This is a genomic window from Variovorax sp. 10L426 (genome assembly GCF_056395305.1).
In genome coordinates this window covers 53976-68090 of the sequence record NZ_JBFTJF010000012.1, presented here as the reverse complement: position 1 = coordinate 68090, position 14115 = coordinate 53976, and the positions used below count along the sequence as shown (strand labels likewise).

13 protein-coding genes are annotated in these 14115 nt (G+C 65.6%); 1 reads left to right on the top strand and 12 read right to left on the bottom strand.

Annotated elements, in window-relative coordinates; all coding sequences use genetic code 11:
• Positions 1-6 precede the first annotated feature (6 nt).
• Positions 7-918 (top strand): DUF2950 domain-containing protein, encoded by a 912-nt coding sequence (locus AC1DHL_RS18240; RefSeq protein ID WP_478102998.1) that lies wholly within the window; start codon positions 7-9, stop codon positions 916-918.
• Between the two features lie 6 nt (positions 919-924).
• Here the strand turns inward: AC1DHL_RS18240 and AC1DHL_RS18235 are convergent, their stop codons facing one another.
• From AC1DHL_RS18235 to AC1DHL_RS18180, 12 genes are all read right to left on the bottom strand, one after another.
• Entirely contained in the window at positions 925-2610 is a 1686-nt protein-coding gene (locus tag AC1DHL_RS18235) for a SulP family inorganic anion transporter (protein WP_478162873.1), read from the bottom strand.
• Positions 2594-3130 (bottom strand): N-acetyltransferase family protein, encoded by a 537-nt coding sequence (locus tag AC1DHL_RS18230; RefSeq protein WP_478162872.1) that lies wholly within the window; start codon positions 3128-3130, stop codon positions 2594-2596. The genes AC1DHL_RS18235 and AC1DHL_RS18230 overlap by 17 nt, the downstream gene beginning before the upstream one ends.
• A gap of 2 nt (positions 3131-3132) precedes the next feature.
• Complete coding sequence (ppk2, locus tag AC1DHL_RS18225) at positions 3133-3951, bottom strand: polyphosphate kinase 2 (RefSeq protein WP_478162972.1); 819 nt, start codon at positions 3949-3951, stop codon at positions 3133-3135.
• Positions 3952-4080: 129 nt separating this feature from the next.
• Positions 4081-5100 carry a hypothetical protein gene (locus tag AC1DHL_RS18220; RefSeq protein ID WP_478162871.1) on the bottom strand — a complete coding sequence of 340 codons (1020 nt, stop codon included), beginning with the start codon at positions 5098-5100 and terminating at the stop codon, positions 4081-4083.
• 22 nt (positions 5101-5122) lie between these two features.
• Positions 5123-5362, bottom strand: coding sequence for an RNA recognition motif domain-containing protein (locus AC1DHL_RS18215; RefSeq protein WP_478162870.1), 240 nt, complete (start codon positions 5360-5362; stop codon positions 5123-5125).
• A 42-nt stretch (positions 5363-5404) separates the two neighbouring features.
• Positions 5405-6187 carry an enoyl-ACP reductase FabI gene (gene fabI / locus AC1DHL_RS18210; protein WP_478162869.1) on the bottom strand — a complete coding sequence of 261 codons (783 nt, stop codon included), beginning with the start codon at positions 6185-6187 and terminating at the stop codon, positions 5405-5407.
• Entirely contained in the window at positions 6184-7377 is a 1194-nt protein-coding gene (locus AC1DHL_RS18205) for an acetate/propionate family kinase (protein ID WP_478162868.1), read from the bottom strand. Before AC1DHL_RS18205 ends, fabI begins: the two co-directional genes overlap by 4 nt.
• A gap of 4 nt (positions 7378-7381) precedes the next feature.
• Positions 7382-8320 (bottom strand): phosphate acetyltransferase, encoded by a 939-nt coding sequence (locus tag AC1DHL_RS18200; RefSeq protein WP_478103007.1) that lies wholly within the window; start codon positions 8318-8320, stop codon positions 7382-7384.
• The gene (locus AC1DHL_RS18195) at positions 8317-10683 is read right to left on the bottom strand and encodes a DUF3141 domain-containing protein (RefSeq protein ID WP_478162867.1); all 2367 of its coding nucleotides are present in this window, start codon (positions 10681-10683) and stop codon (positions 8317-8319) included. Before AC1DHL_RS18195 ends, AC1DHL_RS18200 begins: the two co-directional genes overlap by 4 nt.
• Positions 10684-10899: 216 nt before the next feature.
• Entirely contained in the window at positions 10900-12330 is a 1431-nt protein-coding gene (locus AC1DHL_RS18190) for a TolC family protein (protein ID WP_478162866.1), read from the bottom strand.
• Positions 12330-13550, bottom strand: coding sequence for an HlyD family secretion protein (locus AC1DHL_RS18185; RefSeq protein WP_478162865.1), 1221 nt, complete (start codon positions 13548-13550; stop codon positions 12330-12332). The genes AC1DHL_RS18190 and AC1DHL_RS18185 overlap by 1 nt, the downstream gene beginning before the upstream one ends.
• Positions 13550-14059: a DUF3302 domain-containing protein gene (locus AC1DHL_RS18180; protein WP_478162864.1), complete on the bottom strand. Its 510-nt coding sequence runs from the start codon at positions 14057-14059 to the stop codon at positions 13550-13552. The genes AC1DHL_RS18185 and AC1DHL_RS18180 overlap by 1 nt, the downstream gene beginning before the upstream one ends.
• Positions 14060-14115: the final 56 nt, after the last annotated feature.

The window sequence follows — 14115 nt, the reverse complement described above, 5'->3', positions numbered from 1 at the left end:
GCATCCATGACGCAAAACACTGACCGGCGCATGCCGACCTTCAAGACCTTGGCGGCCGGCATTGCCGTGGCGTTGTCGCTCGCCTCGGGACCTTCATTCGCGCAACACGCCTACCCAACGCCGGACGCCGCCGCGCAAGCATTCGTCGACGCCGTGACGCGCAGTGATACCGCCGCGCTGGGCGTCGTGCTCGGCCCCGACTGGAAGCGCTTCGTTCCGGCGGGCGGCGTCGATGTGGACGACGTCTATGACTTCCTCGGGGCATGGGCCAAGCAGCACAAGATCGTCCTCGAATCGCCGGGCAAGGCAATGCTCGCGGTGGGTGACAGCGACTGGACGCTACCGGTGCCGATCGTGAAGAGCGCCGCCGGCTGGCGATTCGACCCCCGCGCGGGTGCGGACCTCATGCACACCCGGCGCATCGGACGCAACGAGCTCGCCGCGATGCAGGCCGCGCTGGCGTACTACGACGCGCAGAAGGAATACGCCCAGAAAGACCGCGACGGCAACGCCGTACTCGAGTACGCGCAGAAGTTCGTGAGCTCGCCGGGCAAGCACGACGGCCTCTACTGGCCGGATGCCGCCGGTCAGGACGAAAGCCCGCTCGGGCCGCTCTACAGTGGCCAGAAAAGCAGCGAGGGCTACCACGGCTATCACTTCAAGATCCTCAAGGCCCAGGGCAAGGACGCGCCGGGCGGTGCTTACGACTACGTGATCGGCGGCCGCATGCGTGGCGGCTTCGCGCTGGTCGCGTGGCCGACCCACTACGGAGAAACGGGCGTGATGAGCTTCATCGTCAGCCACGACGGCACGGTGTACGAGAAGAACCTCGGGCCGAACACCGACGCCGCGGCTCGCGCGCTCACGCGCTTCAATCCCGATTCAAGCTGGCAGAAGGTGAACGTGCCCGGAAGCTGAAGCAGGTCAGGCGCTGGCTCGATACCGGGCAATGGCTTGTTCGACGCCGAAGAACATGCCGTCCCGACCGAGACGCTCGCCCAGCGGTGATCGCTGCACCATCGCCAGCACACCGGGATTCAGACCCGCGAGCCATAGCGTGATGCCGTCGTTTCGCAGCCTCTCCTCGCCTTCCGTCAGCATCTTGAGCGCGGTGTACTCGATGTCGAACACACTGCTCATGTCGAGGACGACGACCTTGGGGTGCGCCGCGTCGACCAAGGCCTTCATCTTGAGACCGACGCGCTCCGCATTGGCGAAATAGATGCGCCCTTCCGGCCGGATCAGCAGCAACTCGCCGAAGGCCTCGTCTTCGGGATGCTCGTCGGTTCGTGGCCGCAGCACAGGGGTGCCCGGCTTGCGCCCCAGGACATGGACCGGCGGATCGGACATCTGGTAGACCAGCGCCACGAGGGACACGACGATCGCGGTGACGATGCCTTGCAAGGTTCCAAGCAGCACCACGCCCGCCATCGCCACCAGCGCCCAGATGAACTCGGTCTTCCGTATCTTGAGGATCTCCCTGAATTCCACCGGCTTGATCAGGCCCACGGAATACACGATCACCACGGCTGCCAGCGTGGCATGCGGCATCAGGCCGATGAAGGGCGCCAGGAAGAGTGCCGTGACCAGCGCGGCGGCTGCCGTGACGAGTTCCGCAAGCTGGGTGCGCGCGCCGCCGAGACGATTCACGGCCGTCTGCGTGGTGCCTCCGCCCGCCGGCATCGCGCCCAGCAGCGCCCCGCCGACATTGGCCACTCCCGTCGCCCACAGTTCCCGATTGGGCTCCGGCACCGGCTCCCCGGTACGGACAAACGCGCGCCCTGCGGCGATCGTCTCGGTGAAACTCATCAGCGCGATGCCCAGCGCCGCGGGCCAGAGAGGAATCAACAATTGCGCATTCGGCAGCGTCACCGGCGGCAAGCCGGTCGGAACAGCGCCGACCGGCGAGACGCCGTAGCGGTCGAGCCCCAGGAACTTCATGGCGGCGATGCCGCCCGCCACGGCGATCAGCGGGGCGGGCGCGCGCGGCGTGAAATGCTCCATCGCCACGAGGGCGATCACGGTGATGACGCCGACGAGCACCGTCGGCACCGATGCTTCCGGCAGGTTCTGCACGATGGAAAGCAGGTTCTGCAGGAACGAGCCCTTCGGAAAATGGATGCCCAGCAGCTTGGGAATCTGGTCCACCACGATGACGATCCCGATGCCTGCCTTGAACCCGACCAGCACCGGCTCCGAGATGAAGTTCGCGACAAAGCCCAGGCGCAGCAGACCCGCCATCACAAGGATGACGCCGGTCATCAGCGCCAGCGTCGCGGAAGCCGTCAGCAGGTTTGCCGGGTTGTCGTCCGGCACGACGGCCGCCAATGCCGTGCCCGTCAGGATGGCGAGCGTGGTGGTCGTGCTCACGCTGAGGGGACGAGAGCTCCCCAGCAGCGCGTAGATCACCATCGGGACGAACACCGTGTAGAGACCGACCTGCACCGGAAGTCCCGCGATCGTCGCGTAGGCGAATGCCTTGGGAATGACGACCGCCGCGGCGATCAGGCCGGCCACGACGTCGGCGGAGAGCCATTCGGACCGGTAGTCGCGAAGCCAGCCCGGGATGGGCAAGGCCACGCTGCCGCGCATCTCAACGCGGCGCTTCATCGGGACTTCCCAACGTGCGCTTCACCAGTCGCACGGTCGCGTCGCCGGGACACTGCGAGTCCTGGAAGCCCAGTCGCTTGGCGAGGCCGCGCATGGACGCATTCGTCGAGAGGACGAAGCCCTCCATATAGCGAAAGCCTTGCGATTCCGCGAGCGCCATCAGTGTGTTCATGAGATGCGGCGCCAGGCCCAGCCCTTGCCAGCCGTCGACGATCGCGATGGCGAACTCGCAGGTGTCGCTGCCGGCATTCGACGCATAGCGCGAGCCGCCGATGATGACCTCGTCCGCACCCTCCCCGCTGACGGCGACCAGCGCGCACTCCCGATCCGCCACCGGATGCGTCGCCGCTTCGAGCATCTTGTCCGGGATCTCCCGCATCGTGCCCATGAAGCGCGTGTAGCGAGAGTCCGCCGACATGTTGCCGACGGCCGCCTGGAGCGGTTCCTTGTCCTCTGGCAGGATTTCGCGCACGGTGACGCGGCGGCCGTCTCGCAAGGTCAGCGTGGCCGGAAGGCTCATGCTCAGTAGACCTCGGGAACGACCCTGAGCGGGTGATCCGACTCCTTGTAGTCACCCCGGATCTGTCGCTTCGGCAGCTTGACCTTCTCGCGCGGCACGGTTTCATAGGGAACGTGGGCGAGCAGGTGCTTGATCAGGTTCAGGCGCGCCCGCTTCTTGTCGTCCGATCGCACGACGAACCAGGGCGCCTTCGGGAGATCGGTAGCCATGAACATCTCGTCGCGGGCGCGTGAATAGTCGTACCAGCGGTTGTAGGACTTGAGGTCCATCGGCGACAGCTTCCAGATCTTGCGCCCGTCCTGGATGCGCGCTTCGAGTCGACGAGTCTGCTCGTCCGGGCTGACTTCGAGCCAGTACTTCAGCAGGATGATCCCGGAATCGATGATCGCCCGCTCCACGAGCGGTGTTCCGGCGAGGAAGGTTTTTGCCTGCGCGTCCGTGCAGAACCCCATGACGCGCTCCACGCCCGCCCGGTTGTACCAACTGCGATCGAAGATCACGATCTCGCCGGCAGCCGGCAGATGCGAGAAATAGCGCTGGAAGTACATCTGCGACTTCTCCCGCTCGGTCGGCGCCGGCAAGGCGACGACGCGAAACACGCGCGGGCTGACACGCTCGGTGATGGCCTTGATCGTGCCGCCCTTCCCTGCGCCGTCGCGTCCCTCCAGGATCACGCATACCTTCAGGCCAGCGTGCTGCACCCATTCCTGCATCTTGACCAGTTCGACGTGAAGCTCGCGCAGTGCCTTGTCATAGACCTTGCCCGACAGCGATTTGTCCGCTTCGGGCTTGGCGTCGCCTTCGTTCGCCGCTGGCGGCATCTCCTGGGTTTCATCCTTGGGGGCAGACTTTCCCTGGTGGTGTCTCTTCTCGCTCTTCTCGCTCTTGGACATCGCTTGCTCCTCGGTTGTTGAAGTTCCTCGTCTCCGTTTTCGCGCCACTGCCGTCGCTCACAGCAGCCGCGCAGCCTCGTCCAGCAGGTTCCTGCCCTTGGGGACATCGCCCCGGGACACCTGCACCAGCGCGAACGCGCGCTCGATGGGCGGATCGCCGGGCACGCGTGCGATCTCCAGATCGAGCGTGTGGCCCTCGTCCTCGCCATGTTCCGGGAGCACGACGTTCATCCGGCTCAACCGCAGCCGTCTTGTCGTGACATGGATCAGCTGGCCCGCGTCAGCGAATACTTCGCACATGACGTCGAGCTGCCGGTCGAGCGTCTCGGCGCGCGAGCCCAGGCTCTTGAGTTCACGGTCGTTCTCTTCCATCTGCGTGCGCAGACGTGCCGAATCGGAGGCATCGCCCTGGGCCTGGCCGCCGAGCACCGATCGCATGCCGCTGCCCTGGCGCTCGATCAACCGAAGTCGCGTGGCCAGCAGCGCGCGCTCCTGCTCCAACTCGTCGCGACGCGAGCTGTCCGCGGCGATTCGCGAGAGGGCCTCGATGGCCAGCTGGTCGATCATCCGAAACACGATTTCGCGTCGCAGTCCGGCGTCTTCCGGACCGCAGATGCGGATCTGGTGATCGCTGAAGCTCACCGTCGTCTGGGGAACGTCCGAGCGGGTGATGCCGCCTTCCTGCGCGACGCCCAGCGTGCGGCGTTCACTCATCGCCATCCCGAGCACCGCAAACCCTTCGCGAAGGCCCTGCTCGTTGTCGAGGAAGCCGCACAATTCCGTGGAGCGACTGAGCACCGGCCCGATATCGTCGGCGGCCCCGAAAAACGCGCGGATGTACGGATCGGATGCCCAACTCGCCGCATTGAGGACGCGTGGCGCAGGAAAGCCCTCGACGAGTTCACGAAGATGGCGCGCCGCCTTCGCGACGGCCGATTGCAGCCGCGCCTCATGGCCGCGCGCCATGCGAAGCCGCGGGCTCAGGGCAATGACGCGCTCCACCATGCGCCCGACGTCCTCATCCCGCGGCGCGTCTCCGTCGCCTTTGTCCCCGAAGAGCCGAGCCAGGAGTCCCATGGCGAATCGATGGGAGTGAGGATCAGGCGAAGTCGTCGCTCAGGATCTGGGCGGTGAGACGTCCCTTTTTCCAGTACATGTCGTGGATCCGCTCCTTGACCTTGTGCAGCGCCTCCGGATGGACGCCGTTGAAAGTCACGATGACGGCAGGCCGGTTCCCTGCGCCCGGCGCATGCTGGATCTCGTCGTATTCCGGACATCCGTACTTCACGAGGAACGCCTTGATTTCGTCATCGGTCGTTCCCTCGGAAATGTTTCCCATGAACAGTCGTGCCACTGAAGTCTCCTTCGGGAACTTGTCCCATCAAGCCATGATGTTCACGCCGCCGTCGATGTACAGCGTCTCGCCCGAGAGCCGCCGCGCGTAAGGCGTCGCCAGGAAAGCACAGGTGTACCCCACGTCCATGATGTCGACAAGCTCCCCGAGCGGTGCGCGCTGGGCCGCCTCGTTGAGGAGCAGGTCGAAATCCTTGAGACCGGACGCGGCGCGCGTCTTGAGCGGCCCCGGCGAGATGGCGTGCACCCGGATGCCGAGCGGGCCGAGTTCGTAGGCGAGGTAGCGCGCCGACGCTTCCAGCGCGGCCTTGACCGGGCCCATCACGTTGTAGTTGGCGACCACCTTGTTGGCCCCGTAGTACGACATCGTCAGCATCGTGCCGCCGTCCTTCATCAGGGGTGCGGCCAGACGGGCCATTCGCACGAACGAATGGCAGGAGATGTCCATCGCCTGCGAAAAACCCTCGGCGGAGCACTGCAACAGCCCGCCCTGCAGGTCCTCCTTCGGCGCCCAGGCGATCGAGTGCACCACGACATCGAGGCGGCCCCATTCGCTTTCGATCTTTGCGAACACCGCTTCGAGGTCACCGGCCTTCGACACATCGAGCGGCATGAAGATCGGCGCCTGCAGTGCGGTCGCCAAGGGCTCGACGTGGGCCCTGGCCTTCTCCCCGGCATAGGTGATCGCGAGGTCGGCACCCAGATCGCGAAACGCCGCGGCGCATCCGTACGCGATCGAGTTTTCGTTGGCGATGCCGCAGACGAGCACCTTGGCGTCTTTCAGCAAGGGGCGCGGCATTTCGAGCGTCATCGTCCACTCCCTTGACCAAGCACCTGGCGCGTGTGCCGGGCAATCATCAATTCCTCGTTCGTGGGGATCACCCACGCCGAAACCTTGCTCGACGGCGTGCTGATGCGTGGCCCGTCGGCCAGGTTGGCGGCGGGGTCGAGTTCCACGCCCAGCCAGGCCGCATCGCGGCAAACGCGCTCGCGGAGCGTCGACGCATGTTCGCCGATGCCGGCCGTGAACACCAGCGCGTCGATCCCCTGCGCCGCCGCGGCCAGCGAGCCGAGTTCGCGCCCGATGCGGTAGACATAGAGGTCGATGGCGAACTGCGCACGCGGCTCGTCGCTGGCCAGCAGCGCGCGCATGTCGCTGGACACGCCCGAAACGCCCAGCAGCCCGGACTGCTTGTAGATCAGGTCCTCGACCGCACGTACATCCATTCGCAGTTCATCCTGAAGGTAGAGAAGGACGCCGGGGTCCAGGTTGCCGCTGCGCGTTCCCATCGGCAAGCCGTCGACGGCCGTGAAGCCCATGGTGCTCGCAAGACTCCTGCCAGCGGCCATCGCACACATGCTGGCGCCGTTGCCAAGGTGCGCGACGATGGTGCGGCCCGCCGCTGCCTTCGCATCGAACTGCGGCAGCACACTCGCGATGTACTCATAGGACAGTCCGTGGAACCCGTAGCGCCGCACACCGAGGTCTGTGATGGAGGCCGGCAGCGCGAAGGCCTGGGCTGTCTCGGGCTGCACGCGATGAAACGCGGTGTCGAAGCAGGCCACCTGAGGGAGATCCGGCCGCTGCTGCGCGACGATCTCGATCGGCTTGAGGTTGTGCGGCTGGTGCAAGGGCGCCAGGGGAATCAGCTTTGCCAGGGACGAAATCACATCGGGCGTGACCCGCACGGCCCGCGGGAACGCCAGTCCGCCATGGACAACGCGATGACCCACCGCAGACAGCGCATAGCCCTCGCGGTGTTCGCGAAGAAAGTCCGCGATGTAGCCGATGGCGCCCGCGTGCCCCAGATCGGTCCCCTCCCCCCACGACTTCGCTTCGATTTCGGTCCCGTGCGCGTCGACGGCCTTGAACCGCGGCGCGGTGAAGATCCCTTCGACCTGGCCGCGCACGATCAGGTCCAACTCGGTGCCATGCGTGGCGAAGGCGCTGAACTTGATGCTCGAAGAGCCCGCGTTCAGCACGAGGATCACGTCAGCCATGGCATCACCCCTGCACTGCCAGGCTCTCACGCCGCGCCTTGGCGACCATCGCTGCAACGGCGCATGATGCCAGCCGCGCCGTCAGCGAATCGGCCCTGCTGGTCAGGATGATCGGCACCCGCGCGCCGAGGACGATGCCCGCCGCGTCCGCCCCCGCGAGGAACGAGAGGCTCTTGGCGAGCATGTTGCCGGCTTCGAGATTGGGCACCACGAGCACGTTGGCGCGTCCCGCGACGGGTGAATCGATCTGCTTGATCTTCGCGGCCTCGGGGTCGATCGCGTTGTCGAGCGCCAGCGGACCATCGACCAAGGCGCCGGTGATCTGGTGCCTATCAACCATCTTGCACAGCGCCGCCGCCTCGATCGTCGAGGGCACCTTGGGATTGACGGTCTCCATGGCGGAGAGAATCGCGACCCGCACCACGTCGACTTGCAAGGCATGCGCCAGGTCGATCGCGTTCTGGACGATGTCCACCTTATCTTCCAGCGTCGGGGCGATGCTGATCGCCGCGTCGGTGATGATCAGGGCCTGTTCGTGGTTGGGCACGTCCATCACGAAGCAATGGCTGATGCGCCGTTCAGTGCGCAGGCCGACATCGCGCCTCACCACCGCCGCCATCAGCTCGTCCGTGTGCAGGCTGCCCTTCATCAACGCCTCGACCGTGCCTTCGCGGACCAATTGCACGGCCTTGTCCGCCGCTGCATGGCTGAAGGGCGCATCCACGATCGGAATGCCGCTGATGTCGATGCCAAACGTCTGCGCGACGCTCTCGATCTTCGCGCGCGGCCCGACCAGGATCGGCGCGATCAACCCCAGCCTCGTGGCCTCCCGCATTCCCTCGAGCGAACTCTGGTCGCAAGGATGCACGACGGCCGTCGGCATGGGGGTCAGCGACTTGCAGGCGTCGATCAGACGCTGATATTTCTCATGCCTCGCGCTCATTTGGATGCCTTCCTGCGCGGTGCTGTCTTTCGGGCCGCGGGAAACTGACCTCGGACCACAACCGATCGCGCCCCCTCTTTGCGGGACTTGTCGCCCAAAGTGGCCCGGATCCGGGACAGCATGGCAAGCTGCTCGGCGGTCGGCGTGGTCTGCAGCACGCGACGGTCGCCGGTCACACGGTCGAGCAGCGCCAGGAAGCGCCCGCGCTCGCCGGCATCCGCCAACAGGTCGGCCAGGGTCGACACCGCCCGATCGGGCTCGCACCGCGCGATGATTTCCTGCGTTCCGCGAATCGTGCGCCAACGGTAAGGCGTCACGTGCGGCAGCAACTCCGCGTAGTCTTCGGCCAGTTCTCGCCGCAGTTCGAGACGCGACAGCGGCAGCGGCTCGTCGCCCTGCGACAGCAGGAAGGCGGCGCGCGCCACGGCTTCGACGTAGCCGCCCTGCGCGATGGCGGCGAGCGCCTCACGCACCTCCGGCCGGTCCTTCGCTTCCAGCACCTCGTCGACACCGCGCCCCGGGGTTTCATCACCGCCTTGCAGCGAGAACATGTTCGCGTAGACGCCGAAGAACTGTGCCTCGGTCATCGCATCACGCACCGCGCGATAAAGGTCGAGCGATGCACTGACCATCTCGGCGCCGAGATTTTCGCCCCGGCGCAACGGATGGTTGGCGTCCAGCGCCTTTCGGTCCGCCCTCACCGCCTGGGCAGCAGGCGCGATCCATGAAAGCCAGGGATTGAGGCTGGAGACCGCCCAGTTCTGGAAGCGCAGCGGATGAAACTCCCGCTGCAGTTGCGCCGTGTATTCGTTCGACATGGCTTGCACCATCGGCCGCGCGAACAGTTCGTAGGCGCGCTGGTTGAACTCCGAGACGGCCGCCACCGCTTCGAACGGCTTCTCGTCCACACGCTTGAAGCGGTTGAGGCGCTCCGCGATGTCCTCCAGCCGGTGTTCGTGAAACTCGACCTCGTAGGCGGGTGCACCGTCCGCACCCTCGTGCTCGGTGATCGCCATGCCGTAGAGGCCCGGCGGCAGCAGTTCGATGCTCTTGAGAACGGACACGATCTGCGCGTGTTCCTTCTTCGCGACCGCGCCGGAGACGAAGATGCCCAGGTGCCCGACGTGCTCGTGCAGAAGTCCGACGATGACCTGGCCACGTGCCTTGATCTCCGCCGTGCTGCGATAGACGTCCGCGACCCAGTTGAACGCCTGTTGCGGCGGGGTGATGTTGTCCCCCATCGATGCGAACAGGACGATGGGCGACTTGATGTCGCGCAGGTCGAAGGGCTTGCCGCTGCCCGACTTGACATCGCCCGACCACAGCTTGTTGCCAACGAAGAGGTTCTGGGTGATCCACTCGATCTCTTGCCGGTTCATCAGGTAGTAGCCGCCCCACCAGTGCTCGAATTCCAGGAACCGGGGCGGTTCGGTGTCGACCTTGTCGAACAGGTGGTAGTACTTGTCCCAGAAGCTGTTGGCCGGGTTCAGGTTCTCGAAATTCTGGACCAGGTACGCGCCGTCGAATTTGCCATTGCCCATGTCGGCGGCCATCGAGGCCAGCCACGAACCCCCCAGAAGACCGCCCGAATAGCGCATGGGGTTGTCGCCCTCGCCTTCGTTCCAGGCCCCGCCCCAGTACGACATCGGCGCGCCGTTGATGACGATCGGGCCCGTGTCGTCGGGGTCCGAAGCGCCGAGCATCATCGCGGCCCAGCCGCCCTGGCAATTTCCGATGATGGCCGGCTTGGAACTGTCGGGGTGCAGCGCCCGCACCTTCTTCACGAACTGCTGCTCGGCATTGCAGACGTCGAGCAGCGTCTGCCCCGGCTCGGGGTCGCGGAAGAAGATGACGAAGTACACCGGATGCCCCGCGCGCAGCGCGACGCCGACTTGCGAATCGTCCTTGAAGCCGCCGATGCCGGGTCCGTGGCCGGCACGCGGATCGATGATCAGGTACGGCCGCCGCTTCGGATCGACAAGAACGCCCTTGGGCGGCGTGATCTTCAGCAACGCGTAGTTCACCGGGCGAGCGAATGTGCGGCCGTCGAGGACGACTTCCGAGTCGAAATGCAGGACCGGCTTCAGGCCCTGCGCGTTATGTTCGACGAAGTTGTTCCCGCGCCGCCACAGCGTGTCCCAGAACAGGATGGAGCGCTGCGTGGCATCGACGGCGTATTGCAGAAGGCTCTGCGGATTCGCACTTGCCGCGGACTTGAGCAGTGATTCGCCGCCTTCGGCCTGCACGACCTGTTGGATGCGCTGGACGTAGTGTTCCTGCGCGATCTGCATTCGCTTCTGGAAGACGGTGGCAACCTTCGTCCCGACCTTGTGACTGTGCGCGAGCCGCGCTCCTGGATCCATGGCGATACCTCAAAAGAATGGGAATACCGAGGTGTGTCCGGGCGCTGTGACACGGCTGTGACACCACATCGCGCTGGCCGGGCTATTTTGCGGCGCTCTTCATGCTCATGGCAATTACCGGGCTCGTTCCACGCCCGTCCTGCCATTGTGAGAAGCGGCCGACGAGAGGGGTTTGATATCGATCAACTCGGATCGATCAGTGCCCGCGAAATCCCGTCACTGGGTGCAGCACGGCGAAGGAGCCGCTGCCATGGCCGGCGTGTCGAACCCGCCGCCCAATGCCAGGTACAGATTGGTGCGCTGTGCCAACTGCTCTGTCTGAACGCGCAGGCGCGAGGTGCGCGCCGCGTAGACGGTGAGCTGGCTCTGCTCGACCGAGCGCAGGTCGACAGAACCCACGCGGTACTGGATTCGCGAAAGCTCCAGCGCCTCCTCGCTGTCGCGGATCGTCGCGGCGAGGATGGCGTCGCGTTCGCGCAGCGTCGATTCCGCACCCAATGCGCCTTCGACTTCACCGAACGCCTTCTGGCCTGCGCGTGCGTAGTCGGCAACCGCCACCTTCTGTTCCGCCGTGCGGATTTCGACCTGCGCGCGCAATGCACCACCCTGGTAGATCGGCGCAATCAGGTTGGCACCGACGCTCCAGACCGGGCTGCTGGTGTCTTTCAACACGAGCAATTCGCTCGACACGTTGCTGCCGCCCGCGGTGAGGCTGATCCTCGGAAGCTGCGCCGCCTTGGCTTCGCCGACGCGATCGAACGCGGCGGCGACGCGACGCTCCGCCGCCACGAGGTCGGGCCGGCGCTCCAGAAGTTCCGACGGCACGCCGACGGGCAACGGCGGCGGCATCGGCGAAAGTTGTGTCGCGACGGCGATCTCCGCGGAGGGATAGCGTCCGAGCAGGAGTTCGAGCGAACGCAGGGCCTGCTCGCGCGCGAATTCCACCTGCTTCAGCGCATCGCGATAGGTACCGACATTCGCGCGCGCCTGCGCCACGGCCAGGTTGTTGCCGTTGCCGATGCGCAGGCGATCCTCGGACATTCGAAGCAGGACGTCGGAGGAATTGAGCGCGTCCAGCGTGATTGCGCGTTGCAAGCCCGCCTCGACCGCAAGGAACCATGCCTTGGCCACCATGGCAGCCAGGGACTGCCGCGCGTAGGCATAGTCAGCCTCGGCAGCCAGCGACTGCTCCTTGGCCGCCGCCTTGGCGTAGCGAAGCCGGCCCCATACATCGAGTTCCAGCGACGCATTCAGGAAAATCCCGTCCAGCCCGCCGCCGCCGCCCGACTTGCCGCCGCCCAGGCCGACCACGCCCACGGACGGGAGCAACGCGCCCGCCGCCACTTTGACGTAGCCGCCGGCCTGCTCGACGCGCGCCGCCGCGACCCGCAGGTCGGCGTTGTAGGCGAGCGCTTCGTTGACGAGCGCTGTCAACGCAGGCTCGTCGAAGGTCGCGAGCCATCCATCGGCCACAGGCGCCGTCACGCCGCCGCCCGCCCTGAATGCCGTCGGCGCGGGCCCCTGGGGCAGCACCTCGTTCTGCAACTCGGCGGCTGTCGGCGGCGTCTTCAGCGCACAGCCGGCGACCGCCGCCGCCAGCGCCAGCGCTGTCGCAACGTGCCATCGATGAAGCGAGGGTGTTCGCATCAGTGCAGCTTCAGGACAAGGTAGTTGGTGATGGATCCGACGCGAAGGATCACCATCCGGAGGATGTGGATCATCTCCACGTGATCGGTATAGATCGCGCCCTGGCCATCCGCGCCCGCGGCAAGGAACAGCTGGGCATCCTGTTCGTCGACCGTGAACTTGACCGGGAAGCGTCCCGGCACCTGCGGAAAGGCGCCGGTCTGCGGCAGTTGGCCCGACTGAGCCACTTGGCCCTGGCCCTGCGCCCAGATGATGGAATCGACCTTCGCCGAGATGATGCGGCCCGGGTACGTCTTGAGCGTGAACTCCGCCGCATTTCCTGGCTCGACGAGCCGCAGTTCATTCTGGTCGTAGAGGGCGACCACCTGGTAGGTCTCTTCGACGAAGCTCATCGCGGGAGTCAGCGGTATCGAGACCACGTAGGAGCCGGGCCTCAACTGGACGTTGATGGCGTATCCATTGGCCGGTGCGTAGACGGACGTCTGGTCCAGGTTCCACTGCGCGTTGCTGAGGTCCGCACGACTGATGTCGACCTGCGCCTTGGCCGTTGCGAGTTGGGCCCGCGCCTGGGCGACCGAGGCCTGTTCACCGTTGACCCGCCCGGACAGCTTTTGAGCGACCTGTGCTTCATTCGCAGTGGCCGTCGCGATCTGGCCTTGCAGCTCGATCAGGTTGGATTCGGCCTGTTCAAGCGCGAACTTGTCACCGGCGCCGGTGGACACCAGTTCCTTGTTCTGCCGAACCCGCAATCGTGCAAGTTCGATCCTCGGCTGCAGCGACCTGACCTGTCCCGTTGCGGCCTTGAGTTGCTCCTGGAGCTGGCGTGCGCCGGCCGACGCGTCGACCAGGGCCGCCTCCGCCTGCGTGAACTTCGCCTCGTCCGCGACCAGCCGCGCCTTGGCGGCGTCGAGTTCGTTCTGGTACTGGGTCGGGTCGATGCGGAACAGCAGTTCACCCTTCTTCACCAGGCGATTGGGTTCGACTGGCACCTCGAGCACCTGGCCCCGCACCTGCGGAACGACCTGCACCACGTACTTGATGACGCGGACATCCGCCGTCGACGGGGCGACGACGTTGAGCGTGAGGATCAGCGCGGTCAGAAAGACGATCGGGATGATCACCACAATGACTTGCGTCGCGGTGTTCCATGGCAGCCACTTCAGCTTGATGAAGAAGAGCCAGACGAAGAAGGCGTAGATGCCAAGGAGCAGTGCTTCCATCAGGCGCTCGCATCTCTTGCAGCGGCGGCGATGCCCCCGCGGGCCGTGACGGCAGCCAGGTTCTTGCGGAGCACCTTGAGCTCGGCTGTCAGCGCGCCCTTGGCGTCCATCGCATCGAGCTCGTCGCGCAGGTGCTCGATCTCATGCTCCAGGAGTTCGCCCGTCAGCGCCTTTTCGCCCTTCTCGTGGAAGTAGTCCTCGTGCTTCTCGGTGCCATACGCCACCTGATAGCCGACCGGCTTGATGTAGGCCCACAGCCACGCGAGCGGCCAGAGCATGCCCCCGAACACCAGCGACAGCAGGCACAGCGTCTTGATGGCATCGCGCTGGGGATGGTGCCGGTTGTGCGCGATCTTCTCCGGCATGACGTGAACCATCCAGAACAGGACGATCCCGGCGATCGGCACCAGGAAGATGATGAACCAGGCCAGGTACGTTGCAGCCGTGCCCAGGTACTCGTGCGGAATGAACGATGCGTTCGCACTCGTCGGAGCGACCAGACTGGCCACGAAGAGCGCAAGGGACCAGAACCCAAGCCTCGCTGAAGTCCGTTCCCTCGGTGCGA

Excerpts from the sequence above, each read along its gene's own strand:
- AC1DHL_RS18240 (WP_478102998.1), top strand. The coding sequence starts at position 7 with ATGACGCAAAACACTGACCGGCGCATGCCGACCTTCAAGACCTTGGCG.
- AC1DHL_RS18235 (WP_478162873.1), bottom strand. The coding sequence starts at position 2,610 with ATGAAGCGCCGCGTTGAGATGCGCGGCAGCGTGGCCTTGCCCATCCCG.
- AC1DHL_RS18230 (WP_478162872.1), bottom strand. The coding sequence starts at position 3,130 with ATGAGCCTTCCGGCCACGCTGACCTTGCGAGACGGCCGCCGCGTCACC.
- ppk2 (WP_478162972.1), bottom strand. The coding sequence starts at position 3,951 with ATGCCGCCAGCGGCGAACGAAGGCGACGCCAAGCCCGAAGCGGACAAA.
- AC1DHL_RS18220 (WP_478162871.1), bottom strand. The coding sequence starts at position 5,100 with ATGGGACTCCTGGCTCGGCTCTTCGGGGACAAAGGCGACGGAGACGCG.
- AC1DHL_RS18215 (WP_478162870.1), bottom strand. The coding sequence starts at position 5,362 with ATGGGAAACATTTCCGAGGGAACGACCGATGACGAAATCAAGGCGTTC.
- fabI (WP_478162869.1), bottom strand. The coding sequence starts at position 6,187 with ATGACGCTCGAAATGCCGCGCCCCTTGCTGAAAGACGCCAAGGTGCTC.
- AC1DHL_RS18205 (WP_478162868.1), bottom strand. The coding sequence starts at position 7,377 with ATGGCTGACGTGATCCTCGTGCTGAACGCGGGCTCTTCGAGCATCAAG.
- AC1DHL_RS18200 (WP_478103007.1), bottom strand. The coding sequence starts at position 8,320 with ATGAGCGCGAGGCATGAGAAATATCAGCGTCTGATCGACGCCTGCAAG.
- AC1DHL_RS18195 (WP_478162867.1), bottom strand. The coding sequence starts at position 10,683 with ATGGATCCAGGAGCGCGGCTCGCGCACAGTCACAAGGTCGGGACGAAG.
- AC1DHL_RS18190 (WP_478162866.1), bottom strand. The coding sequence starts at position 12,330 with ATGCGAACACCCTCGCTTCATCGATGGCACGTTGCGACAGCGCTGGCG.
- AC1DHL_RS18185 (WP_478162865.1), bottom strand. The coding sequence starts at position 13,550 with ATGGAAGCACTGCTCCTTGGCATCTACGCCTTCTTCGTCTGGCTCTTC.